Source organism: Primorskyibacter sp. S187A (assembly GCF_049800955.1).
Classification (GTDB): Bacteria; Pseudomonadota; Alphaproteobacteria; order Rhodobacterales; family Rhodobacteraceae; genus JAKVBH01.
Genome location: NZ_JBNAGA010000003.1, coordinates 339,858 through 364,925, shown reverse-complemented (window position 1 = coordinate 364,925; position 25,068 = coordinate 339,858). Strand labels below are relative to the sequence as shown.

Below are 25,068 nucleotides of genomic sequence, written 5' to 3'. Positions count from 1 at the left end.
GACCTGAAAGAACGATTTGAATCAGAGCCTTACATCTCTTCAACGGCCATCACACCGCTCAGCGCCTTGATGGCTCCCTTGATCTCCGGCGTCACAGGATACTCGCGCCCCGTGTCCATTTCAACCTCGCGATCATTGGCCATCAGGCACAGATAAACCGGTCCGCGCCCGGCGCGCTTCACTTGCTGTGCGGCGTTCTCAAGGATGGTGGCCACGGAAGAAATCGCGTCTGCTCCCTCGACAAAAACCTTCAGCCCCGCCGATCCCGCATCCGCCGCGACGATATCAATCGGCGCCACCGAGCGGCCCAGAAGCTTGAGTTGATCACTCTCCATCGTGGCCTCCACCGTGACCACAACCTTGGAGCCCGCCTCGAGATGCTCGCGGCATTTCTCCAACGTGTCGGAAAACAGCGTCACCTCATAAGCCCCTGTCGGATCGCTCAACTGCGCAAAGGCAAACCTGTTGCCCCGCGCCGATTTGCGCTCCTGCCGCCCCGCGACGATGCCGGCAAGCTTCGCCATCAAGGGGCCGCCCTGCGCCTTGGCCGAGACCTCATCCAACGTCATGACTTGCTTGCGTTTGAGCGGGCCCATGTAATCATCGAGCGGATGGCCAGAGAGATAGAAGCCCACGGCCTTGAATTCTTCCGCCAAACGTTCCGCTGGCAACCAATCATCGACCGGCGACAGGCGCGGCTCCGGCAGATCATCGCCCGCTTCGCCAAAGAGGCTTACCTGGCTTGATGTCTTCTGCTCGTGCACGGCGGCGGAATAGTTCACAAGGGCGTCAAGGCTCTCGAAGACGCGGCGCCGGTTGGGTTCGAGAACGTCAAACGCGCCCGCGCGCGCCAGCATTTCCAGCGGCCGTTTGCCCACGCGTTTGAGATTGACCCGCCGCGCAAAATCAAAGATCGTGACGAACTGCTGCCCGTCTCGCGCCTCCGTGACAAGGCGCATCGCCTCGACGCCCACGTTCTTCAATGCGCCCAGAGCATAGACCAAAGCGCCGTCCACAACATCGAATGTCGCCTCAGACCGGTTCACACAGGGCGGCACGTATTTGAGGCTCAAGCCCTTGCGCACCTCTTCGAAATAAACTGCAAGCTTATCAGTGAGATGCAGGTCGCAATTCATCACGCCCGCCATGAATTCGACAGGATGGTTCGCTTTGAGCCATGCCGTCTGATAACTCACCACGGCATAGGCGGCCGCGTGGGATTTGTTAAATCCATAGTTGGCAAATTTCTCAAGAAGATCAAAAACCTCTGAGGCTTTCTTCTTGTCAACGCCGTTGTCCTTTGCGCCTTTTTCGAACTTCGGGCGCTCCGCGTCCATCGCTTCCTTGATCTTCTTGCCCATCGCCCGGCGCAACAGATCCGCGCCGCCCAGGGAATACCCGGCCATGACCTGCGCGATCTGCATCACCTGTTCCTGATAGACGATGATGCCCTGGGTCTCTTCAAGGATGTGATCAATCAACGGGTGGATCGAGGTAATCTCGCGAATGCCGTTTTTGACCTCGCAATAAGTGGGGATATTTTCCATGGGCCCCGGTCGATAGAGCGCCACAAGCGCCACGATATCCTCGATACAGGTAGGCTTCATGCGCTTGAGCGCGTCCATCATGCCGGAGCTTTCCACCTGGAAAACCGCCACGGTCTTTGCCGCGGAATAAAGCTTGTAGCTCGCCTCATCGTCGAGAGGGATGGCGTTGATATCATCAATGGTGCCGTCTGCCGGCGTATAGAGCTCCGTGCCGTCCTCCGCGATGTGCAGATGCCGCCCGGATTTCAGGATCAGGTCAACCGCGTTCTGAATGACTGTCAGCGTCTTGAGGCCCAGAAAGTCGAACTTTACGAGCCCGGCCTGCTCGACCCATTTCATGTTGAACTGCGTCGCAGGCATATCCGAGCGCGGGTCCTGGTAGAGCGGCACAAGCCGGTCCAGCGGCCTGTCCCCGATCACGACGCCCGCCGCATGGGTCGAGGCATTGCGCAACAGCCCCTCGACCTGCTGGCCATAGGTCAAAAGCCTGTCGACCACCTCTTCGTTCTTGGCCTCCTCGCGCAGGCGCGGCTCATCGGCCAGCGCCTTCTCGATGGAGACGGGCTTGACGCCCTCCACCGGGATCATCTTCGACAGCCGGTCCACCTGCCCATAGGGCATCTGGAGCACACGCCCCACATCGCGCACGGCGGCCTTGGACAGGAGCGCACCGAAGGTGATGATCTGCCCCACCTTGTCGCGGCCGTATTTCTCCTGAACATAGCGGATGACCTCCTCGCGGCGGTCCATGCAGAAGTCGATGTCAAAATCCGGCATCGAGACCCGCTCTGGGTTCAGGAACCGCTCAAACAGCAGCGAATAGCGCAGCGGATCGAGATCGGTAATCGTGAGTGCATAAGCCACAAGGCTGCCCGCGCCCGAGCCTCGCCCGGGCCCTACGGGGATATCATTATCCTTGGCCCATTGAATGAAGTCCGCGACGATCAGGAAATAGCCCGGAAAGCCCATCCCCTCGATGATCCCAAGTTCAAAATCAAGCCGCGCCTGATATTCCTCCACGCTGGCGGCATGGGGGATGACCGCAAGGCGCTTTTGCAGGCCCTCATTGGCCATGCGTCGCAATTCGGCGACCTCATCGTCGGCAAATTTCGGCAGGATCGGATCCCGCCTGTAGGCGCCAAAGGCGCATCGCTTGGCGATTTCAACTGTATTCTCAATCGCTTCTGGCAAATCCGCAAAGAGCACGGCCATTTCTTCAGGGCTCTTGAGGTAATGCTGCGGCGTCAGCCTGCGGCGTGGCTCCTGCTGATCCACATAGGCGCCTTCCGCGATACAGATCAGCGCATCATGGGCCTCGTACATGTCCGATTTCGGGAAATAGACATCATTCGTGGCCACAAGCGGCAAATCCATGGCATAGGCCATCTCGACAAAGCCGCGCTCGGTCAGCTGTTCTGCCTCAGGTGGCGTCCCGTCTTCGCGCGGATGGCGCTGCAACTCGACGTAGAGCCGGTTGGGGAAGGCCTTGGACAGACGCTCCATCAAGGCTTCCGCCGCCGGCCGCTTGCCATCCTGAAGCAGCCGCCCCACCGGCCCATCCGGCCCGCCCGACAGGCAAATAACGCCCTCTGCGTGCGCTTCCAACTCGTCCAGCGACACCTGCGGCAACTGCCCGTCTTTGTCCACGTAGAGATACGTGTTCAACCGCATGAGGTTCTCGTAGCCCGCCTCGTTCTGGGCCAGGAGAACCAACGGCGCGGGCATCTGCGGCTTGCCGCCCGGCGCGGCAGGCACATAGGCCACGTCGCATTGCAGCCCCATGATCGGCTGGACCCCCGCGCCCTGGGCCCCCACCGAGAATTCCAGCGCGCAAAACAGGTTATTGGTATCTGTCACGGCAACGGCAGGCATGCCCATATCCGCGATGAGACCCGGCAGCTTCTTGAGCCGCATGGCGCCTTCGAGAAGCGAATACTCTGTATGAACACGCAGGTGGATGAATCGAGGCTCTGTCATGGCGCCACGCTAAGGCGCAGGATGTGCCAAGAAAAGCCCCCCTGCCCCCTAAATCTGCGATGGCATCCGCAAAACCAGCCACCTGGACGTTCACACTCCGCAAAAGCCACGAGGAATTGCCCAAACGCACAGCTCAAGATCCTCACATACGCCAGATCGGGCAAAAATTTCTTGCCAACGGGGCACACCCCCGCCTAGCCTGACACGACACAACAGGGAATGCCCGGCCCCTTTCTACGCCGCATCGAGGGGAGGCCACAAAAATGGGCCTTGGTAACGCGGCAGGTTTGACCCACATGACCCTCACCTTTCTTCTCAACGGAGAGAGCGTCGAGCTGCGGGAGTTCTCCGCCACGACCACCCTATTGGATTGGCTGCGCGAAGAGCGTGGTCTCACGGGCACCAAGGAAGGATGCAACGAAGGCGATTGCGGCGCCTGCACCGTGATGGTGCGCGATGCACGCTCCAACCGCGCTCTCAACGCCTGCATCCTCTTTCTGCCGCAACTCCATGGTAGAGAAGTGGTCACCGTCGAAGGGCTGCAAAGCCCGGATGGCGCGCTGCACCCGGTTCAGGACGCTCTGGTTACACATCACGGCTCCCAATGCGGCTTTTGCACCCCAGGCTTTGCCGTCAGCATGGCCACAGCGCATATCAATGGCCAGACCGACCACGCCGACCGCATCGCGGGCAATCTGTGCCGCTGCACCGGCTACGCGCCTATTTTGCGCGCCGCAAAAGCCGCAGAAAGCGCTCCGGTCCCTGCGCATCTGTCTTCTTTTGTCCCCAAATACCTCGGGGGGGAGCGCGATAGCGCGGGGGGGCTGGCCCCCCTGATCCCCACCTCAGCAGACGCGCTTGCCCAAGCTTATGCCGCCCAGCCCGACGCCACGCTGATTGCCGGCGCCACAGACGTGGGCTTATGGGTGACCAAGCAGATGCGCGATCTGGGCCCAGTGATCTTCTTGCAGGGATGCCATGATTTGCAGACCATCGAAGAGGACGCGCAGGAGATCAGGATTGGCTCAGGCGTGACGCTCGCCCAGGCCCATGAGACCTTGGCGCGCCATTGGCCAGATTTCGGTGAAATGATCCGGCGCTACGGCTCCGTGCAGGTCCGCGAAGCCGCGACACTGGGCGGCAATATCGCCAATGGCTCTCCCATCGGAGACAGCCCACCGCCCCTGATCGCTTTGGGCGCAACGCTGCATTTGCGGCAAGGAGAGACACGGCGCAGCTTGCCGCTGGAGGATTTCTTTCTGGCCTATGGCGCGCAGGATCGCCGACCCGGCGAATTCGTCGAGGCCATAACAATCCCCAAACACCCGCTCGAGCTGCATGTGTTCAAACTCTCCAAAAGGTTTGACCAGGACATTTCAGCAGTCTGTGGCGCCTTTGCCCTGCGCATTAACGGGGAGCAGATCACCCACGCCCGAATTGCCTTCGGCGGCATGGCAGGCACGCCCCAACGCGCAAAAGCCGCGGAGGCAGCCCTGATGGGCAAAGTCTGGACAGAGGAAACGGTTGAAAACGCGGCCGCCGCTTTGGAGACAGATTTTACGCCCCTGAGCGATATGCGAGGCTCAGCGGCCTACCGGATGCGCAGCGCGCAAAATATGCTGCGTCGCATATGGCACCGCCGAAACGGGGACGCAGCGCATGTTTTGGAGGTCGCGCCATGAGCGTCGCCAAACCGCTCCCGCATGATGCCGCCAAGCTGCATGTCGCAGGCAGTGCACGCTATGTTGATGACATACCCGTACCGCGCGGGACGCTGCATCTCGCCTTCGGCCTCTCCAGCGTGGCCCATGGCACCATCACCGATCTTGATCTGGACGCCGTGCACCGCGCGCCGGGTGTGCGCGCGGTCCTGACGGCGGATGATCTGCCCCATGCCAATGACGTCTCGCCATCTGTGCATGATGAGCCGCTCTTGGCCACGGGTGTGGTGCATTACGTGGGCCAGCCGATCTTTCTCGTGATCGCTGACAGCCATCTTGCTGCCCGCGCAGCCGCACGCATGGCGAAAGTGACCTATGCAGAGAAGCCGGCAATCCTGACGATTGACGAGGCCTTGGCTGCGCATGCCCGGTTTGAGGACGGGCCTCGCATCTACGCCAAGGGTGACGTTGAGACTGCGCTGTCGGGTGCCGCTCACGTGATCGAGGGCACAATCGAGATGGGCGGTCAGGAACACTTCTATCTTGAGGGTCAGGCCGCGCTGGCCTTGCCGCAAGACAATGGCGATATGCTCGTCCACAGCTCCACCCAGCATCCGACCGAGATCCAGCACAAGGTCGCCGAAGCACTGGGCGTGGCGATGCATGCTGTCCGGGTAGAAACCCGGCGCATGGGCGGTGGTTTTGGCGGCAAGGAAAGTCAGGGCAATGCGCTTGCTGTGGCCTGCGCCATCGCCGCGGCCACCACTGGCCAGCCCTGCAAGATGCGCTATGACCGGGATGATGACATGATCGTCACCGGCAAACGCCACGATTTTCGTATCAAATACCGTGCGGGCTTTGATCCCGATGGCTATATCCTCGGGCTCGATGTTGTGCATTACACCCGATGCGGCTGGGCGCAGGATCTCTCTCTGCCTGTCGCGGATCGCGCCATGCTGCATGCCGATAACGCATACCTTTTGCCCAACGCCCGCATTGAGAGCCATCGCTTGCGCACGAACATGCAAAGCGCAACCGCCTTTCGCGGCTTTGGCGGGCCGCAGGGGATGCTGGGCATCGAGCGCGTCATGGACCATGCGGCCCATGTGCTGGGCCTTGATCCTTTGGAGCTGCGGCAACGGAATTTCTATCGGCAAGCCCCGGGGGCGCTGCCCCCGGACCCCCGGCGTATTGAGAGCCAGAAGAAGACAGAGGCTCTGCCCAATACCACGCCTTACGGCATGGAGGTCACGGATTTCATACTGCATGAGATGACGGCGCATTTGGCGGACACGTCGGACTATGCCAAACGCCGCGCGGCGATTGCGGCGTGGAATGCAGAAAATCCGATCCTGAAGAAAGGCTTGGCTCTCACGCCCGTCAAATTCGGGATTTCGTTTACGCTGACCCATCTCAATCAGGCGGGGGCTTTGGTTCATGTGTATCAGGACGGCTCCATCGCGCTGAACCATGGTGGCACGGAGATGGGCCAGGGCCTTTTTCAGAAGGTGGCGCAGGTCGCAGCGGATCGATTTGGCACAGATCTCCATGCGGTCCGCATCACGGCAACGGATACGGCCAAAGTTCCCAACACATCAGCCACGGCGGCCTCCTCAGGCTCGGATTTGAACGGGATGGCAGTGCTTGCGGCATGCAACACGATCCGGGAGCGGATGGCAGATCATTTGGCCCGTTTGCACCAAAAGGCGCCTGCAGAAGTCCGGTTTGCCGATGGGCGGGTCTGGATCGGCGATCACGATATCGCTTTCGCAGAGGCTGCGAAGCTCTGTTATGAGGGGCGCGTCTCGTTGTCAGCGACCGGGTTTTACAAAACGCCAGACGTGGCCTGGGATCGGATCAAGGGTCAGGGGCGGCCTTTCTTCTACTTCGCCTACGGCGCGGCATGCTCGGAAGTGGTCATCGATACATTGACGGGCGAGTATCGCATTTTGCGCAGCGACATCCTGCATGACGCAGGCCGGTCTCTCAACCCGGCGCTGGATATTGGACAAGTCGAGGGCGGCTTTGTGCAGGGTGCTGGCTGGCTCACGATGGAGGAGCTTGTCTGGGATGAGGCCGGACGGCTGTGCACCCATGCCCCTTCGACCTACAAAATACCTGCCGCGTCGGACACGCCGGATATCTTCAACGTCGATCTGTGGGAGGGAGAGAACCGCGCCGAGACGATCTACCGCTCGAAAGCCGTAGGCGAGCCGCCGTTCATGCTTGGCATGTCTGTCTTCTTTGCCCTCTCGGATGCCGTCGCGTCCTGCGGGCCGGGGTATCCGGACCTCCCAGCGCCAGCTACGCCGGAGCAGGTTCTTTGGGCCGTCGAGCGGGTGCGCCATGGGAGGTGAAGTCGTAGGCTTTGACAAGGTGAAGCTCGCGCAGGCTGTGGCGGCCCATGGCCGGGTCGCCCGTGTGGTCATTGCCCAGATCCGGGGCTCGTCACCCCGCGAGGTTGGCGCTGCGATGCTGGTTTGGCAAGGCGGTCAGAGCGGGACCATCGGCGGGGGCGCATTGGAGTTTGCGGCGGCGCAAGCGGCGCTGGAGCGCGACACCTATACTGTGTCCCGGCATGCGCTCGGACCTGAACTTGGCCAGTGCTGCGGCGGCGCTGTGACGTTGGTCACGGAGGTGTTTGATGCCGAACGTGTGGCCCAGATCCCCGACAGCGGTGTCTTCGCGCGCGGGATCGGTGACCAACCGCTCGCCGTCATGGCAGCGTTGCGCATGTGGCGTCAGTCCGGGCAAGAGCCTTGCTGTCAGTTCACGGCAGATTGGATGATCGAACCTGTCGCGCCAGCGCGCCGGCCACTTTGGATTTGGGGCGCAGGCCACGTGGGCCGCGCGCTTGTCGAGGTCCTGGCGCCATTGCCCGACGCCCGGATCACTTGGCTTGATGTCGGGCTGGAACGCTTCCCCGATGCGGTCCCGTCGCACGTCAACACGCTGCCCAGCCCCGCCTTGGAGCAGGCCATGGCCCGCGCGCCTCACGACGCCCATCACCTCGTGCTGACCTACAGCCACGCGCTTGATCTGGCGCTGTGCCATGCGGGGCTCTGCCATGGCTTTGCCTCGCTGGGGCTGATCGGCTCAGAGACGAAATGGGCGCGGTTCCGCAAGAGGCTGATGGAGCTGGGGCACACCCCCCAAACGATCGATCGCATCACCTGCCCCATCGGCGATCCCGCCTTGGGCAAACATCCACATGCCATTGCAGTCGGTGTGGCAGCGCGATACCTCCAAACCAATTGGCACCCGGCCGCGCAATCTGCCGAGGGCCCACGAGACGAACAGGGACATCCAGATGACCGACACGCTTCTCGCGCTTGACGGCTTGACCAAGGCCTATCCCGGTGTGGTGGCCAATGATGACGTGTCATTTTCCATTGGCACAGGCGAAATCCACGCTCTTCTGGGCGAGAATGGCGCGGGCAAATCCACGCTGGTCAAGATGATCTACGGGCTCGTCAAACCCGATCGCGGCACCTTGAAGCTGGCAGGGCAAACCTTTGCGCCGAATTCACCGCAGGCGGCGCGCAGCGCGGGTGTGGCCATGGTGTTTCAGCATTTCTCATTGTTCGATGCGCTTGATGTCGCTGAGAACATCGCGCTTGGCATGGACAATCCGCCAAAGGCGCGCGATCTCGCCAAGCGCATTCGAGACGTGTCACATGCCTACGGCCTGCCACTTTCTCCCGAGCGCATTGTCGGAACCCTGTCGGCGGGCGAGCGCCAGCGTGTGGAAATCATCCGCTGCCTTCTTCAAAATCCGCGCCTTCTGATCATGGATGAGCCGACCTCCGTGCTGACGCCGCAGGAGGTCGACATTTTGTTCAAAACCCTGCGCCAGCTTGCTGCAGAGGGCACGTCGATCCTCTATATTTCGCATAAGCTGGAAGAAATTCGCAGCCTGTGTGACACGGCGACGATCCTGCGCCTGGGCAAGAAAGTCGCCACCTGCACACCCAAGGAGACCACCGCGCGCGAATTGGCGGAGATGATGGTTGGCGCATCTTTTGCGAGCCCCAAGGCGCGCAGTCATGCGCCCGGTCCCATCCGGTTATCTGTCCAGAACCTCAGCCTGCCCGCCCCCGATGCCTTCGGCACCGCGCTCAAGGACATCTCCTTTCAGGTCCGCGCCGGGCAAATCCTGGGCATTGGCGGGGTTGCCGGGAATGGGCAGGATGAATTGCTGCTCGCCCTTTCGGGCGAACGGAAAACCGGCAAGGACACGATTGTCCTGGACGGTCAGGCGGTCGGGCATCTCGGGCCTGAGGCGCGTCGCGGGATCGGGGTTTTGAGCGCCCCCGAGGAACGGTTGGGCCATGCGGCAGTGCCGGACATGAGCCTAACGGAAAACGCGGCGCTCACAGGGACACTGCGCAAGGGCATGCTCAACCGGGGGTTCGTGAATTGGGCGCGCGCAGAGGATTTCGCCAGCGATGTCATCCGGGATTTTGATGTGCGCACGCCGGGCACCCATGTCGCGGCGCGTGCTCTTTCGGGGGGAAACTTGCAGAAATACGTCATTGGCCGCGAGGTGCTGCAGGCGCCGGAAGTGCTTGTTGTGAACCAGCCAACCTGGGGGGTAGACGCCGCCGCCGCAGCCGCGATCCGGCAGGCGCTTCTCGATCTCTCAGCCGGAGGTGCAGCCGTTGTCGTTGTCTCGCAAGACCTTGATGAACTGATGGAAATTGCCGACAACTTCGGCGCGCTCAACGAAGGGCGGATCAGCGAGATCAGGCCTGTTGAGGGGCTTAGCGTGGATGAGATCGGGCTCATGATGGGCGGCGCGCATGGGATGGAGGTGGCCCATGGTGCGGCTTGAGAAACGACTGTCCCCCAACCGGACCATGGCGGCCATCACCCCGCTACTGGCGGTAGCGCTGACGATGATCGCAGGCGGCGTGATGTTCGCGCTGCTGGGTCAGGATCCGTTTGAAGCCATCCGCATCATCTTTTGGGACCCGCTCTTCGCGGAGCAATTTGCCGCCTATTCGCGGCCGCAATTGCTGGTCAAGGCGGGTCCACTGATCCTGATAGCCATTGGCCTGTCCATCGGCTTTCGCGCGGGGATTTGGAATATCGGGGCCGAGGGCCAGTACATCATGGGCGCGATCTGTGGGGCGGGGGCCGGGCTGGCCTTCTACCCTTCTGAAAGCGCGTTCATCTTTCCACTGATGGTCCTGTGCGGTGCGCTGGGGGGATGGGCCTGGGCGATGATCCCTGCCCTGCTCAAGACCCGCTTTGGCACCAATGAAATCCTTGTCTCGCTCATGCTCGTCTATGTGGCGGAGAACATTCTGGCCTCCGTCTCCTCGGGCCTCTTGCGCAACCCCGAAGGCATGGGCTTTCCGGGATCGCGCAACCTTGGGCAATGGGAGGCCTCCGCCAATCCCGAGCTGATCGCGGGAACCGGCATGCATTGGGGCGTGGTCATGGCCTTCATCGCGGTTATCGGCGCCTATGTCATGATGACCCGCCACATCCGGGGCTTTCAGATCCGGCTGGCCGGTGAAGCCCCGCGCGCCGCGCGCTTTGCCGGGGTCAACACAACGCGGATCGTCATCTTTTGTCTGGGCCTTGCGGGGGCGCTCGCAGGCATGGCGGGCCTCTTCGAGGTCAGTGGACCTGCTGGTCAGATCACCATCGATTTCGCCTCCGGCTATGGGTTCACCGCGATCATCGTGGCCTTTTTGGGCCGGCTGCACCCGGTGGGCATCTTGCTCGCAGGGCTCTTGATGGCGCTGACCTATATCGGCGGTGAACTGGCGCAACTGATGCTCGGCGTACCCGCCGCGGCGATCCAGCTCTTTCAGGGCATGCTGCTCTTTTTCCTGCTGGCGATGGATGTCTTCACGAATTACCGGCTACGTTTCGGTGGAAAGGCAGTGGCGTAATGGATCTCTCAAGCATCAACCCCGCCCTGCTCATCGCAGCCCTGATGGTCTCCTCGACCCCCATCCTGCTTGCCGCCATTGGCGAAATGGTGGTCGAGCGCTCGGGCGTATTGAACCTCGGCGTAGAGGGCATGATGATCTTTGGCGCGGTCATTGGGTTCGTCATCGGCGTGAACACCGACAGCCCCGCTCTCGGCTTCGCCGCTGCAGCGCTTGCGGGCGCGGTCTTCTCGCTGGCCTTTGGGTTTCTCACGCAGGTGCTGTTGTCCAATCAAGTGGCCACGGGGCTAGGGCTCACGCTGGTGGGGCTGGGGCTCTCGGCTTTGATCGGCAAGCCCTATGAGGGGATCAAATCCCCGACCCTGCCCAAGGTCGAGCTGGGGGCGCTTTCTGAATTGCCCTTCTTTGGCCCCGTTCTCTTCAATCATGACCCAATGGTCTATCTCTCGCTCCTGCTGGTGTTGGCGGTCTGGTACGTGCTCAAATACACGCGTGCGGGCCTTGTGTTGCGCGCCGTGGGTGAAAACCACGACGCCGCCCATGCCCTGGGCTACAAGGTCGTGCGGATCAGGTTCATGGCGATCATGTTTGGCGGTGCTTGCGCGGGCCTGGGCGGCGCGTATCTCAGCCTTGTGCGCGTCCCACAATGGACCGAGGGCATGACCGCAGGCGCAGGCTGGATCGCGCTGGCCATCGTGGTCTTTGCCAGCTGGCGCGCGGGACGGGTTTTGGTCGGTGCTTATTTGTTCGGCGGGCTTACCGTCTTACAGTTGAATCTGCAGGCGGCAGGAGCAACCGTAGGCGTGCAATACTTGTCTATGTCGCCCTATCTGATAACGATCCTCGTACTTGTCTTGATCTCGTCCAACCGCAGACAGGGGAGCCATGCCGCTCCGGCCAGCCTCGGACAGACATTTCAGGCGTCACGCTGAAGGCTGACACAAGAGATACTGCTTAATCAGGGCCGCCACTCGGCCCGTTCAACTGGGGAGAAACCAATGATCCGTAGAACTCTGCTCGCAACAGCGGCCGCCGCTGCCATGGGCTTCGCCGCGCCTGCCATGGCAGAAACCACAAAGGCCTGCTTTGTCTATGTCGGTCCGATTGGCGACGGCGGCTGGACCTTCCAGCACCACCAAGGCGCACTGGCTGTCAAGGAAGCTTATGGCGACAAGGTCGAGCTCGCGTGGCAGGAAAGCGTGCCTGAGGGGGCCGATGCAGAACGCGTGATCACGCAGATGGCGCTCTCTGGCTGTGACATCATCTTCACGACCTCTTTCGGGTACATGGACGCGACCAATGCCGTCGCTGCGAAATTCCCGAATGTGAAGTTCGAACATGCCACGGGCTACAAGCGCGAGCATCCCAATGTCTCGTCCTATAACGGTCGCTTCTACGAGGGCCGCGCGGTTGTGGGCCATATCGCGGGCAAGATGACCCAGACCAACAAGATCGGCTACATCGCGTCCTTCCCGATCCCCGAAGTGATCATGGGCATCAACTCCTATTTCCACCACGCCAAGAAGGCCAACCCGGATGTCGAGCTGGTCGTCTCCTGGGCCTACACATGGTTTGACCCTGCCAAGGAAGCGGACGCGGCCCGCGCGATGCTCGATCAGGGCGTTGACGTGATCACGGCGCATACCGATTCCACCGCACCGCTGGCCGAGATCGCCAAGGAAGGCGGCAAAGCCTGGGGCTTCGGCCAAGCCTCCGACATGGCGGCCTTCGCCACCAATGATGACGGCACGCCGGGGCCGCGCGTGGCTTCCATCATCGACGATTGGTCGCCCTACTACGTCAAGCGCGTGGGCCAGTTGATGGACGGCACCTATGAGCAGGTGGACAGCTGGGCGGGCATGCCCGAGGGCGAAGTTGTGATCGGCGAGATGACTGACGCAATCCCCGCTGATGTGCGCGCCGAAGCACAAGCCATGATTGATGCGATCACGGCAGGCGAATACCATCCCTTCACCGGCCCGATGAACAAGCAGGACGGCACACAATTCCTCGCCGAGGGCGAAGTGATCGCAGATGGCCCCCTTCTGGGCATGAACTTCTACATCGAAGGCATCAGCGGCGATATCCCCAACTGATCCCGCTTCGAGGCAAACACCATAAGGCCCGCCCATTTGGCGGGCCTTTTCATTTGATGGCGGTGGGTTAGGGTACGGACATGATTGGAAAAATACTCCGCCTCTTGCTCGTCGTCTGTGTGCTGCTCTTTGGCGTCCTCGCGGTCTTCCGTGGCGCGGCCCATGTGCGCGAAACGGAAACACACACCGTCTCCGCCCCCGAAACAGGCCGCTTCCTGAGCACCCGTGAGGGCGCTGTTTTCGTACAAGAACGCGGCCCGGCCGATGGTATTCCGCTGCTCTTCGCTCATGGCACAGGCGCGTGGTCCGGCCTCTGGATGGAAACGGTCGATGCCATGGCCGCAGAGGGCTACCGCGCGATTGCCTTTGATCTCACGCCGTTTGGCTTCTCAGACCGCGCGCGCGACGGCGACTATAGCCGCATCCGACAGGCTGAGCGCATCCTTGCGATCGTTGAAGCATTGGACGTGACGCCGATCCTCGTGGCGCATTCATTTGGCGCGGCACCAGGGTCCGAGGCTGCCTTGCGAAATCCGGACCGCTTCGCCGGTCTCGTTCTCGTGGCGGGCGCGGTTGGATTGACCGAAGCCAAAACAGCCAAGTCCCTGCCCCTGCCTCTGAAATCTGAGAGTGCGCGGCGCTGGATCGGCACGGCCAGCGCCCTGAACCCGCTCCTGACACGCGCCCTGCTCCGCCCCATGCTGCATCAAACGGAGGCGGCCACGGATGCCCGCATCGAGATCCTGCAACGGCCCATGCGGCGCGAGGGAACCACGGAAGCCTTTGCCGATTGGCTCCCTTCGCTCATCGCCCCCGACACACGCAAGACCATCAGTACGCAAAGCAGCGCCTGGGCTGATTACGGCCAACCCCTCGCCCTAATCTGGGGCCGCGAAGACAGACTCACCCCTCCCGAGCAGGCAGAGACGCTGGCCGAGATCACCAAAGCAGACCTCTACTGGCTGGAGAACGTCGGTCACATTCCGCAAATCGAAGCGCCCGAGGCCTTTCAGGCCCATCTCCTCACAGCGCTGTCGCAGATGAGGTGACCTGCCCCAACTATCGGATCACAGGAGACCTAAAGCCGGCAAGCCGCGCCACCTTGCGATCAAGGCCGCAGCACCGCTTGTGTCGTTAGCTCAAACCACCATGCAGATTGGGCTGGCTGAGCGCATTGAACCCGTAGTGGCGCAGCCAGCGTAGATCACTGTCAAAGAAGGCGCGCAGATCGGGGATGCCGTATTTCAACATGGCAATCCGGTCGATCCCGATGCCAAAGGCAAAGCCCTGCCACAGATCGGGGTCAATGCCACCGGCCTGCAACACCTTTGGATGCACCATGCCGGAGCCCAAAATCTCCAGCCAATCATCCCCCTCGCCCACTTTGAGCGTGCCCCCTTCCCAGGAACAGCGGATGTCGACTTCCGCGGAAGGCTCGGTGAAGGGGAAATGCGAGGCGCGGAAGCGCAGCTCTACGGCATCCACCTCGAAGAACGCGCGCAGGAATTCCTCCAGCGTCCATTTCAGGTTCGCCATCGAGATGTCTTTGTCGATCGCGAGGCCTTCGACCTGATGGAACATCGGTGTGTGGGTCTGGTCATAATCCGCGCGGTAGACCCGGCCCGGGGCGATGATGCGAATCGGCGCGCCCTGTTTTTCCATCGTGCGGATCTGCACGGGGCTGGTATGCGTGCGCAGCACATGGGGGGGACGGTTATCGCCCTCATCGCGCGCCATGTAAAACGTGTCCATCTCCGCCCGCGCAGGATGATGGCCCGGGATATTCAAAGCGTCAAAATTATACCAATCGCTGTCAATCTGGGGGCCTTCCGCAACGGAGAAGCCCAGCTCTGCAAAGATCGCGGTGACCTCTTCCGTCACCTGGCTCACCGGATGGATAGACCCTTGCCGCGATGGGCGGGCCGGCAGAGTGACGTCCAGCCATTCCGTTTGCAATCGCGCATCCAGCGCCGCATCGGCCAGCGCCGCTTTCTTGGCCGCAAGGGCCGAATTGATCTCGTCTTTCAGGGCATTCAACGCCGGGCCCGCCACCTGACGCTCCTCAGGTGTCATCTTGCCCAGGCTGCGCATCTGCAGGCTGACCTCACCCTTTTTGCCAACGGCCTGCACGCGCAAGGCCTCCAGGGCGGCTTCATCTGCGGCCTCGGCAATCAGAGAAATATACTTTTCACGCAGGTCAGACATCGACAATGGGCCCCATGACTTTTGTTGCAGGACTGCTACCCGGCCCGCCCCGAAATGACAAGCATCACCTCCACGCCCCATGGCTCCCGCAACATAACCTCCGTCTCGTCGCAATCTCGCCGCATAGACATGTCCCATTGCCGCAGCACGACCAGAGGAAACGAGACCCGATGCTGGATGATAGCCAAAGACCGAACAACGCAGCCCTTGTGCTAAACCCCCATCAACGCCACGAAGGCGCCCTGGAAGGCCCGATCCGCTTCGGGGGCCTGCCTCGGCTTCCAGAGGGCATGGACTGGCCCGTCGGGCGCCATGGGCAAGACTACTACTTTCTCGCAGAAATCGACTTTGCCGCCATGCCGCGCGCGGTCGACATTGATGGACGGCGCCTTGAGTTGCCACACATGCCCCAGAACGGGAGCGCGTTTCTTTTTGGCATGCTGGCGGGCGAAGGCCTCTACGAGCCAAAAGACGGGCTGCGCATGCTCTATACCCCCCTGCCCGTGGCAGGCTTGCCCGAACGTCCCGCCCCTGACACGCTGCAATCGCTTCATGATGCGGACAGTTACCATCTCCGCAAGGAGGGGCTGTCAGACTGCGGGCGTATCCTGGCAAAGCAAACGGCCTTCCCCCAGCCCATCGAGACCGAAGCCCCGATCAGCCCGTTGCGGATCAATATGACGGCCGTTGACGGCACGGACCTATCGCAACTGAAAGCGGACAACGTCAATAACGAGGCGCGCATCGCAAAAGCTCTGAGCGCGTCCGAGCAGCCACAAAATCCAACGCCGCACCGGATCAAGCACCTCCCCGCTGACATGATCAAGTACAAATGGCGCCTCGAGGATCGTCATTGCGATTGGGCTTTCATCTTCGACTTTTCCAAGGCGTTTCTGCTGGAACTGCATCAGATGCGGATCGACCATCTCAAAAGAATGGAAGCGGCTGGACTGCAGCGCTGGATCATGTGGTATTTCAAGCGTTTCGCCCAGAAGGACCGCGCGAAGGTTGAGGCTATCGGTCAGCGTGAAGGTAAAGTGCCGCCCAGATGGGACGCCGATGCCCCGCCTGCTCGTGATCTGCCTTTCGACAAAATGGCGCAGACATGGGTGGCCTTGTCACGGGGCAAAGACGGGGATGTGCCCGAAGCCATGTTCCGGGCTTTTGCTGACATGCTGCAAGAGGTTGAGGACAACAACAATCTGACCGATGACGACGGCTACAACGTCGGGCCGCGCAATGACCTACTGGACCGGATCGTGCGGGGCCATGATCGTCATGCGGGCAATACCATGAATTGCGCCCGTGCGGCACTGGACGACGCCATAGAGCGCGCCATGGCCCGCCGCGAAGTCGCGCTGAGCGCGATGGATGTGGATGAGCGTTGGCAAAACGTCTTGTGGGATCAAGAGCGTAAGGCGGAAAACATGGCCGCCTCCACGAGCAATTTCAGCACCGGCGCCATGCCCTTGCAGATGTTCGGCCGCGGTCTCGATATTCAAGGCGCGGTAGAGGCGAACGCCGAAAACGTGATGCTGCTCCAGATCGGCGGCGACCATGCCGGGTTGCCCCTCGATTTCGGCGGTGACGGGGTGCTGCAACTTTGGATGGCGCCTGAGGATCTGGCGCAGGCCCGTTTTGAGAAGATGATGTTCTCGGCAGATTTCACCTGATCAAAAAAGCGCAGGCCGTGGCTGCATCCAGCACCCGCGGCCTGCACATCTGATGGATCTGGTACGGGGTCGTACGCCTAGCCATCACTCAGGACGTGAAATTCCACGCGCCGGTCACGCTCCTCATCCGCATCGCCTTGCGCATATGGTACGCGCGCTCCGAAACCCACGGCATCCACATAGGTGGTATCCACGCCCAGGCCGCTCAACGCCGCGACAACGTTGTCCGCGCGTTGCCAGCTCAGGTTGAGATTGACGAGGTCATCCCCCTGTGCGTCCGAGTGGCCCGTGACATGCACTTTGACGCCGGGACATTCCTGAAGCGCGGCACCAAACAGACGCACGTTCAATTCGCCCCGATCCGACAGGGCCGCTGAGCCCGATCCAAAAAAGACGACGAGAGACGGCGCCATGCCGCGCAATTCTTCAACGCATTCGCGGACTTCGACAAGTGCCTGCCCCTCCGGCGCGGTGGCCGCTACCGGATTTGGCGACAGCTGTTCCCTTTGGACCAAGGCTCGGAGCGCCATAATCTCGGATTGTGTGGAACTCAAAAGCGACTCAACGCGACGGGCCGCCGCTTTTGCCGCTTCCGCCTCAGCCTGAAGCGCAGCCAGATCGTCGGCCGCGGCGGAGTTCCCCTGGGCGGTCAAGGCCGCCAAACGGGCTGCTGCGTTGGGCCGTTCTTCGTTTTTCGCTGTCAGCCGCGTGCCTTCGCGCATACTGGAGCCGAGGCGCTCAGTCGCCACCGACGTTGCCTGCGCATTGGTCACAGCGGGTGCACTTGCCTGGACAACGGCCGCTTTGGGCGGCCCGCCAGCCGTGTCTGCACCGCCAAAAGCGCCCAGAGCGAACATCGCGCCAACCATTCCCATGCCGGCGACGACCCCTGCAACGCCCCACATGATCCCTGCTGAGCCCCTTGGTCCGCCATTGACCAACGCATCCTGCTCTGCGGCCTGTATCATTCGTTTGTCAAAACTGCTTTTCTGCACAATCGTTCCCCCAATTGACTTTCCGGCGGGGAAAGACCCCGCGATTGGGTCCTGTTCGTCGCAATGCGAGACTACAGGAAGACCTTCCCGGTTCTCCACCAGAAATAGTGCAAGTACCTAAATGCTGTCACACACGTCACCAAGACCACTAGTGCTAGTAGTAAGCCGATTCGTGCCGCTACGTCACTTTATTGCGAGATCAGGCGTAAAATATTTGGGGATAAATCCAGCATCACCCGACGCGGGGTGCATTGTTTTCGGGCAAAACAGCATTTGATCCCGGTCAGCGCGCAAAAAACAAAAAAGCCGCGGAGACGTCTCCGCGGCTTCTTAACTGTCAGGTTCCGTCGCGTTTACGCCGCGAGGGCCCCTTTGGCTTGTTCCACAATCGCACCAAACGCTTCGGGCTCATGCACCGCGAGATCCGCGAGGACTTTGCGATCCACTTCGATCCCCGCCAGCGTCAGGCCGTTGATGAAGCGGCTGTATGTCAGCGCTTCGTCATGGGCACGCACAGCCGCGTTGATCCGCTGGATCCACAATGCACGGAATGTACGCTTGCGCGCCTTGCGGTCACGTGTCGCGTATTGATTGGCTTTATCGACTGCCTGCTTGGCGACCTTGAAAGTGTTCTTGCGGCGGCCATAATAACCTTTGGCTGCCTTGATAACCTTCTTGTGACGGGCGTGGGTGACGGTTCCACCTTTTACTCGGCTCATATCTCAGTCTCCTCAGCGCGCGTAGGGCATCATGCCCTTGATGATCTTTGCATCCGGTTCGCTCAACGTGGTTGTGCCACGGGCGTTGCGGAGAAATTTGTTGGTGCGTTTGATCATGCCGTGGCGTTTGCCCGCCTGGCCGCCGCGAACCTTACCGGTCGCCGACACTTTGAACCGCTTTTTGCAGCTCGACTTTGTCTTCATCTTGGGCATTTCGGTCTCCTATCGTCAGACGTGAAACGCGCGCAGGCATGCCACTTCGGCCCACGCGCGAGATAGAGGCTGCTCTCTAGACCGAAGCGGGGCTCTTGCCAAGGGCAAAAGCGCGCCCGCGCTCCGGTTGAACCGACTATCGGATATAGCGCGCGACGACTTCGAAAAACACATCTGGCAACTCGGACAGGCTGTAGCCTCCCGGGTGCTGCGTCACGGCGAAGAGCACCAACCCGCCGCCCACCAGAAAGGCGATCGCTGCGGCGCGCGGCGCGCGACTCTCGGTGATGGCGGAAATGACACCCGGCACGGCCAATGCGCAGACGCAAATCCCGATAATCAGCGCTAAATCTGTATCCATACCCAAAAACCCTCACAATATGTGGGGTGCAGCTTACTCTGGGTCAGTATTGTAAATCAAACGTTCATCACAGGGCGCCACACGCAGGATGTTGGTCGAACCCGGCACATTAAAGGGCACACCCGCCGTGACGACGATCTGATCCTGCTCCCGCGCAAGACCGATCGAGCGCGCCGCACGTGCCGCGTTGACCACGGCTTGCTTAAAGCGCTCAAGCTCGGGTGTCATGAAGGTATTTGTGCCCCACAAGAGCGCCAGACGACGGGCCGTCCCGCGCTGGCTCGTCATGGCCACAATCGGCACCCGAGGACGCTCACGCGCCACGAGGCTGGCGGTTGTCCCGCTCTGAGTGAAGCAACAAATCGCAACAATATCAGTGGTTTCCGCGATCTCACGCGCCGCCGCGACAATCCCGTCCGCGACAGAGGCACGATGCGCCGTCCGGCTGGCTTCGATGATCTCACGGTAGGTTGGATCTGATTCCACTTCCCGGGCCACATTGTCCATCGTCGTGACGGCCTCAATCGGGTAATCCCCGGCTGCTGATTCCGCGCTCAGCATAATGGCATCCGTGCCTTCATAGATGGCCGTCGCAACATCGGAGACCTCTGCCCGGGTGGGCATCGGGCTCTCGATCATGCTCTCGAGCATCTGTGTCGCCACGATCACAGGTTTGGCCGCCGCACGGCATTTGCGCACCAATCGCTTCTGAATTGGCGGGACATTCTGCACCGGCAGCTCAACACCAAGATCGCCACGCGCGACCATGATGCCATCCGAGGCATCGAGAATTTCCTCAAAAGCCTTGACCGCCGCAGGTTTCTCGATTTTCGACAGGATCGCCGCGCGACCGTCAGCCAGCTGGCGCGCATCGTAGACGTCCTTGGCGCGTTGGACGAAAGACAAGGCCAGCCAATCCACGCCCAGCTGACAGACAAACTCCAGATCGTTGCGATCCTTCTCGGACAGCGCCGCAAGGGGCAGAACAACGTCTGGAACATTCACACCCTTGCGATCAGAAATCGTACCGCCCGTGACCACGATGCAATCCGCAAAATCAGCCCCGCAGTCCTCGACCTTGAGCCGGATTTTCCCATCATTCACAAGAAGCGTCGCACCGGGCTCCAATGCCGCGAAAATCTCGCGGTGCGGCAGTTGAACACGGGTGATGTCGCCCGGCGCCTCATCCAGATCGAGACGGAACTGCGCGCCCTCCTCGAGCTCTTGCGGACCTTCGGCAAATGCGCCCACCCGCAGTTTGGGCCCCTGAAGGTCGGCCAGAATCGCAATGGGGCTGTCGAGGTCTTTCTCGACCTGCCGGATGATCTTGTGCCGCTCCGCAATCTCGTCATGGCTGCCATGGCTCATATTGAGGCGGAACACATCCGCCCCGGCCTCATGCAGCGCGCGGATTGTCTCGTACGTCGATGACGACGGGCCAAGCGTGGCCACGATTTTTACATTGCGTTGTCTTTGCATAAGTCCCTCTTGCGTCCGGGTCCGGCTGTCGCGTGAATCGAACAATGTTAACGCTAACAGATTTTCCCTGGCTTATGTCCCATTCCGCTCTCGCCCGCAACGGGGTTTGGCGCTAGATATCCGTGAGATTGTGACACAGGACACTCATGAAAGACCACCCGTTTTGGATTGAAGGCGAGACGCGCCCCGGCCGCTGGCTCGTGACATGCGATCACGCGACCAATCGCATACCTCCCGATGTGAACGGTGGCGATCTCGGTCTGGCCCCTGACGACATGCGCCGCCACATTGCCTATGACGTGGGTGCCGCGGGCGTGGCCTCGCGCCTCGCAGAGGCTCTGGGCGCACCTGCGATCTTCAGCAACTTTTCCCGTCTCGTGATTGATCCCAATCGCGGTGAAGATGATCCGACCCTTCTGATGAAGCTGTATGACGGCACGATCATTCCCGCCAATCGCCATGCCGATGCCGCCGAGATCGAACGTCGCCTCAACGCCCATCACAGGCCCTACCACGCAGCGCTGGCCCGGCTTGCCGCGCGGCGGCCCGATACGGTTATCTGCTCGGTGCACTCCTTCACGCCCCAGCTGCAATCGCGCCCGCCGCGGCCCTGGCATATCGGCCTGCTCTATGCCCATGACGCGCGTCTGGCGCAGCCTTTACTGAAGATCATGCAGGCCGAGGCGGATCTGGTCGTGGGCGACAACGCTCCCTACTCAGGCCATCTACCCGGCGATGCGATTGCCCGGCACGCATTGGAGGAAGGCCGTCCGAATATCCTGATCGAGCTGCGCAATGATCTGATTGCCGAGCCTGCCACGCAAATCGCCTGGGCCGACAGGATCGCCCCCATGCTTGCACGGGCGCTCGAACGCACCAATATCTGAGCCAAAGGGAGACACATGATGGATGAACAGACACAAATCGAGCTTGAAGCCGCCGCTTTCCGCCGCTTGCGCAAACATCTGATGGAAGACCGCACGGATGTGCAGAACATCGATATGATGAACCTCGCAGGCTTTTGCCGCAACTGCCTGTCGCGCTGGTATCAGGAAGCCGCCAATGCGCGCGGCATCGACATGGGCAAAATGGAAGCGCGCGAACTCTACTACGGCATGAGCATGGACGAGTGGAAATCCAAATATCAAACCGAGGCCACGCCCGAACAACAGGCCGCCTTTAAAGTTGCCTTTGAGGAAAATGTCGGGTCGGAGGGCAAATAAGCCCTCCAATCCACCTTGTGAGAAGGAGAGCGGATCAGACGGCCGCTTTCATGCTCTCTTCAAGATAAATCTCGCGCAGACGCGGCGCAACGGAGCCGGGCGCACCAGTGCCCAGCGTTGCGCCGTCAATCTCCACAACAGGCATGACAAAGGTTGACGCCGAAGTGATGAACGCTTCATCCGCCTCTTTTGCTTCCTCGACCGTGAAATTGCGCTCCTCGACCTGCATCTGCGCTTCTGCGGCAAACCGCAGGACGGCGGCGCGTGTGATCCCGTGCAGGATATCATTGCTGAGCGCGCGTGTGATGATCGTGTTGCCCTTCACGATATAGGCGTTGTTGGATGTTCCTTCCGTGATGAAGCCGTCCTGCACCATCCAGGCATCATCGACACCCGCGGCCTTGGCCATCATCTTGCCCATGGAGGGATAGAGCAGCTGCACCGTCTTGATGTCGCGCCGCCCCCAGCGCTCGTCATCGATAGTGATAACCTTCATACCCTTCTGCGCCGCAGGGCTTTTTGCGAGGCCGGGCTTGTTTTGCGTGAAAAGCACGATGGTAGAAGGTGTCTCGTCGGGGTTCGGGAAGGCGAAATCCCGGTCACTGGGCGCGCCGCGCGTGATCTGGAGATAGACAAGGCCTTCCTCCACATCGTTTTCCGATACCAACTGCCGATGGATCGCAAGGAGCTCCTCCTTGCTCACCGGACTGGCCATATCAAGCTCCTTGAGCGAGCGTTCGAGACGCACGGCATGGCCGTCAAAATCGATCAACTTGCCGCCAAGAACAGAAGTTACCTCATACACGCCGTCCGCCATCAGGAACCCACGGTCAAAGATCGAGACCTTGGCCTCTTCTTCAGGCAGATATTCACCATTCACATAGACGATACGGCTCATGTGTTTATCCCCACAATCCAGGCTTGGGCGGATGAACGCCCGCGCTGTCAAAAATCAACGGCTCTGCGCGGTCTTCGGCCAGAAGAAGCGGCCCGTCAAGGTCTACTACCGCCGCACCTTGGGCCAACAGGGTGGCGGGCGCCATGGCGAGCGACGAGCCCACCATGCATCCGACCATGACATCAAAACCAGCCGCCATCGCATCCCGCCGGAGCGCGAGGGCTTCGGTCAGTCCCCCGGTCTTGTCGAGCTTGATGTTGACCATGTCGTATTTGCCGGCAAGACCTGCCAGCGACGCCCGGTCGTGACAACTTTCGTCCGCACAAACCGGCAACACCCGCTCCACTTCAGCCAGGGCCTCATCTGCGCCTGCGGGCAAAGGCTGCTCAACCATTTCCACGCCAAGACGCAACAACACTGGCGCAAGCGTCTGATAGAGGTCCGCCGACCAGCCTTCATTTGCATCGACAATAATCCGGGCCTGTGGCGCGCCTGCGCGCACAGCCTCTATCCGCGCCACATCCTCTTCCCCGCCGCCCAGCTTGGTTTTAAGCAACGGTCGGTGCGCATGTTTGGCCGCTTGCGCGCGCATCTTGTCCGGCGTGTCGAGAGACAGCGTGTAGGCGGTGATGGTGGGCCCGGGCTCAGGCAGCCCTGCCAATTGCCAGACACGCTGGCCCGCCGTTTTCGCCTCAAGATCCCAAAGCGCACAATCCACCGCATTGCGCGCGGCGCCAGCGGGAAGCCCGGCCTGCAGATCAGCACGTGTAATATCTGAAGGCAGCGCAGTGATCTGGTCTGAGACACTCTCCAGTGTCTCGCCATAGCGCGCATAAGGCACGCATTCGCCCCAGCCTGTGACACCCCCCCGCGTGACCTTGACCGTCAGAACGCGCGCCTCCGTCCGGGAACCGCGCGAAATCGTAAAGACCTCTGCCAGCGCAAACACATCGCTCGATACCTTCAGCATGACGCTCCCTTCATCTTGCCAAATAAACTCCCGCCGGAGGCTCCCTTCGTCGCCGCTCGCAAGCCGCTCAGAGCGTCAGCAGCGCATCCACCAAAGGTCCCGCCCCAAAACGGAAAGGATCGGTTGCGGGCAGGCCCATACGCGCCTCCACATCGGCCAGATAGGCACAGGCCTCCGCTTCGCCGAGCGCCTTTGTATTAACCGACACACCCACGACTTGACAGGCAGGGTTGGCCACCCGTGCAATGGGCAGCGCCGTATCGCGCAGCTGCTCGAGGCTGGGCAAGGTATAATCCGGCAGGCCGCGCATATGCGTGCGCGTGGGCTCGTGGCACAAAATCAGCGCATCGGGCTGGCCCCCATGGATCAAAGCCATGGTCACACCGGAATAAGAGACATGGAACAAGCTGCCCTGCCCTTCGATATGATCCCAGTGATCGGCATCATTGTCAGGCGTCAGATACTCGACGGCCCCAGCCATGAAATCCGCAATCACCGCATCCAGAGGCACGCCCTTGCCGGTGATCAGGATGCCTGTCTGCCCTGTCGCCCGGAAGTCGGACTTGAGACCGCGCTTGATCATCTCTGCATCCATCGACATCGCCGTATACATCTTGCCACAGGAGCAATCCGTCCCAATCGCCAAAGCCCGTTTGCCCGTGCGTTTTTTGCCATTTGCGATGGGATAGGCCACCGTGGGGATGCGCACGTCAAACAAGGTGCCGCCATTCACGCGGGCCGCCGCCTGCAACTCATCTTCATTGCGCAGAAGATTGTGCAGCCCGGCCGCGATATCGTAGCCCATCTGCAAGGCCTTCACGAGCACCGTTTTCCACTCCTGAGAAATCACGCCACCCCGGTTTGCCACGCCGATCACCAGCGTTTTGGCCCCAGCGGCCAGGCCCTCTTCGAGGCTCATATCCACCAGCCCCATATCCGCGCCGCACCCGGGCAAACGGAACTGGCCAACCGCGTTTTCCGGACGCCAGTCTTTGATCCCCTGCGCAACCTTCGCAGCCAACTGATCCGGCGCATCGCCCAGGAAAAGAAGATATGGTGTCTGAATCACGGTGAGCCCTCCGGTGCTTGATCGTTTCGCGCAGTTTGCGTCGATTCCACGCGTCAAACTTCCGTTTTCCATGGGC

21 protein-coding genes are annotated in these 25,068 nt (G+C 61.1%); 11 read left to right on the top strand and 10 right to left on the bottom strand.

Annotated elements, in window-relative coordinates:
* Positions 1-29: 29 nt before the first annotated feature.
* A complete protein-coding gene (dnaE, locus tag ACP15S_RS19135; RefSeq protein ID WP_425041276.1) occupies positions 30-3,524 on the bottom strand; it encodes a DNA polymerase III subunit alpha in 3,495 nt (1,164 codons plus the stop codon).
* Between the two features lie 296 nt (positions 3,525-3,820).
* Here dnaE and xdhA point away from each other — a divergent pair, with 296 nt between their 5' ends.
* The 8 genes from xdhA (at position 3,821) to ACP15S_RS19095 (ending at position 14,236) form a co-directional block, all read left to right on the top strand.
* The gene (xdhA, locus tag ACP15S_RS19130) at positions 3,821-5,206 is read left to right on the top strand and encodes a xanthine dehydrogenase small subunit (protein WP_425041275.1); all 1,386 of its coding nucleotides are present in this window, start codon (positions 3,821-3,823) and stop codon (positions 5,204-5,206) included.
* Positions 5,203-7,542, top strand: a complete 2,340-nt coding sequence (xdhB, locus tag ACP15S_RS19125; protein WP_425041274.1) for a xanthine dehydrogenase molybdopterin binding subunit — start codon at positions 5,203-5,205, stop codon at positions 7,540-7,542. The genes xdhA and xdhB overlap by 4 nt, the downstream gene beginning before the upstream one ends.
* Positions 7,532-8,521 carry a xanthine dehydrogenase accessory protein XdhC gene (gene xdhC / locus ACP15S_RS19120; RefSeq protein WP_425041273.1) on the top strand — a complete coding sequence of 330 codons (990 nt, stop codon included), beginning with the start codon at positions 7,532-7,534 and terminating at the stop codon, positions 8,519-8,521. Before xdhB ends, xdhC begins: the two co-directional genes overlap by 11 nt.
* Positions 8,496-10,019 carry an ABC transporter ATP-binding protein gene (locus tag ACP15S_RS19115; RefSeq protein WP_425041272.1) on the top strand — a complete coding sequence of 508 codons (1,524 nt, stop codon included), beginning with the start codon at positions 8,496-8,498 and terminating at the stop codon, positions 10,017-10,019. The genes xdhC and ACP15S_RS19115 overlap by 26 nt, the downstream gene beginning before the upstream one ends.
* A complete protein-coding gene (locus ACP15S_RS19110) occupies positions 10,006-11,091 on the top strand; it encodes an ABC transporter permease (RefSeq protein WP_425041271.1) in 1,086 nt (361 codons plus the stop codon). The genes ACP15S_RS19115 and ACP15S_RS19110 overlap by 14 nt, the downstream gene beginning before the upstream one ends.
* On the top strand, positions 11,091-12,023 hold the full coding sequence (locus tag ACP15S_RS19105) for an ABC transporter permease (RefSeq protein ID WP_425041270.1): 933 nt from the start codon (positions 11,091-11,093) through the stop codon (positions 12,021-12,023). Before ACP15S_RS19110 ends, ACP15S_RS19105 begins: the two co-directional genes overlap by 1 nt.
* Before the next feature lie 66 nt (positions 12,024-12,089).
* Positions 12,090-13,187: a BMP family ABC transporter substrate-binding protein gene (locus ACP15S_RS19100; protein ID WP_425041269.1), complete on the top strand. Its 1,098-nt coding sequence runs from the start codon at positions 12,090-12,092 to the stop codon at positions 13,185-13,187.
* An 80-nt stretch (positions 13,188-13,267) separates the two neighbouring features.
* A complete protein-coding gene (locus tag ACP15S_RS19095) occupies positions 13,268-14,236 on the top strand; it encodes an alpha/beta fold hydrolase (RefSeq protein ID WP_425041268.1) in 969 nt (322 codons plus the stop codon).
* Between the two features lie 85 nt (positions 14,237-14,321).
* Here ACP15S_RS19095 and pheS read toward each other — a convergent pair whose 3' ends face one another.
* Complete coding sequence (pheS, locus tag ACP15S_RS19090) at positions 14,322-15,392, bottom strand: phenylalanine--tRNA ligase subunit alpha (RefSeq protein ID WP_425041267.1); 1,071 nt, start codon at positions 15,390-15,392, stop codon at positions 14,322-14,324.
* Between the two features lie 170 nt (positions 15,393-15,562).
* Between pheS and ACP15S_RS19085 the strand changes: the two genes are divergently transcribed.
* Positions 15,563-17,065, top strand: a complete 1,503-nt coding sequence (locus tag ACP15S_RS19085; RefSeq protein WP_425041266.1) for a DUF1963 domain-containing protein — start codon at positions 15,563-15,565, stop codon at positions 17,063-17,065.
* A gap of 77 nt (positions 17,066-17,142) precedes the next feature.
* Here the strand turns inward: ACP15S_RS19085 and ACP15S_RS19080 are convergent, their stop codons facing one another.
* From ACP15S_RS19080 to pyk, 5 genes are all read right to left on the bottom strand, one after another.
* Positions 17,143-18,033: an OmpA family protein gene (locus ACP15S_RS19080; protein WP_425041265.1), complete on the bottom strand. Its 891-nt coding sequence runs from the start codon at positions 18,031-18,033 to the stop codon at positions 17,143-17,145.
* 380 nt (positions 18,034-18,413) lie between these two features.
* Positions 18,414-18,779 (bottom strand): 50S ribosomal protein L20, encoded by a 366-nt coding sequence (gene rplT / locus ACP15S_RS19075; protein ID WP_425041264.1) that lies wholly within the window; start codon positions 18,777-18,779, stop codon positions 18,414-18,416.
* A gap of 12 nt (positions 18,780-18,791) precedes the next feature.
* A complete protein-coding gene (gene rpmI, locus ACP15S_RS19070; protein WP_425041263.1) occupies positions 18,792-18,992 on the bottom strand; it encodes a 50S ribosomal protein L35 in 201 nt (66 codons plus the stop codon).
* 136 nt (positions 18,993-19,128) lie between these two features.
* Positions 19,129-19,353 carry a hypothetical protein gene (locus ACP15S_RS19065; protein WP_425041262.1) on the bottom strand — a complete coding sequence of 75 codons (225 nt, stop codon included), beginning with the start codon at positions 19,351-19,353 and terminating at the stop codon, positions 19,129-19,131.
* A 33-nt stretch (positions 19,354-19,386) separates the two neighbouring features.
* Positions 19,387-20,832 carry a pyruvate kinase gene (gene pyk / locus ACP15S_RS19060; protein ID WP_425041261.1) on the bottom strand — a complete coding sequence of 482 codons (1,446 nt, stop codon included), beginning with the start codon at positions 20,830-20,832 and terminating at the stop codon, positions 19,387-19,389.
* A 146-nt stretch (positions 20,833-20,978) separates the two neighbouring features.
* On the opposite strand from pyk, the gene ACP15S_RS19055 reads away from it, so the two are divergent.
* Both ACP15S_RS19055 and ACP15S_RS19050 read left to right on the top strand, forming a co-directional pair.
* On the top strand, positions 20,979-21,719 hold the full coding sequence (locus tag ACP15S_RS19055) for an N-formylglutamate amidohydrolase (protein ID WP_425041260.1): 741 nt from the start codon (positions 20,979-20,981) through the stop codon (positions 21,717-21,719).
* Positions 21,720-21,737: 18 nt separating this feature from the next.
* Positions 21,738-22,055 carry a DUF1244 domain-containing protein gene (locus ACP15S_RS19050; RefSeq protein ID WP_425041259.1) on the top strand — a complete coding sequence of 106 codons (318 nt, stop codon included), beginning with the start codon at positions 21,738-21,740 and terminating at the stop codon, positions 22,053-22,055.
* A gap of 34 nt (positions 22,056-22,089) precedes the next feature.
* Here the strand turns inward: ACP15S_RS19050 and ACP15S_RS19045 are convergent, their stop codons facing one another.
* From ACP15S_RS19045 to dgcN, 3 genes are all read right to left on the bottom strand, one after another.
* Positions 22,090-22,953 carry a D-amino-acid transaminase gene (locus tag ACP15S_RS19045; RefSeq protein WP_425041258.1) on the bottom strand — a complete coding sequence of 288 codons (864 nt, stop codon included), beginning with the start codon at positions 22,951-22,953 and terminating at the stop codon, positions 22,090-22,092.
* 4 nt (positions 22,954-22,957) lie between these two features.
* On the bottom strand, positions 22,958-23,923 hold the full coding sequence (dgcA, locus tag ACP15S_RS19040; protein WP_425041257.1) for an N-acetyl-D-Glu racemase DgcA: 966 nt from the start codon (positions 23,921-23,923) through the stop codon (positions 22,958-22,960).
* A gap of 67 nt (positions 23,924-23,990) precedes the next feature.
* Positions 23,991-24,992, bottom strand: a complete 1,002-nt coding sequence (gene dgcN / locus ACP15S_RS19035; protein WP_425041256.1) for an N-acetyltransferase DgcN — start codon at positions 24,990-24,992, stop codon at positions 23,991-23,993.
* Positions 24,993-25,068: the final 76 nt, after the last annotated feature.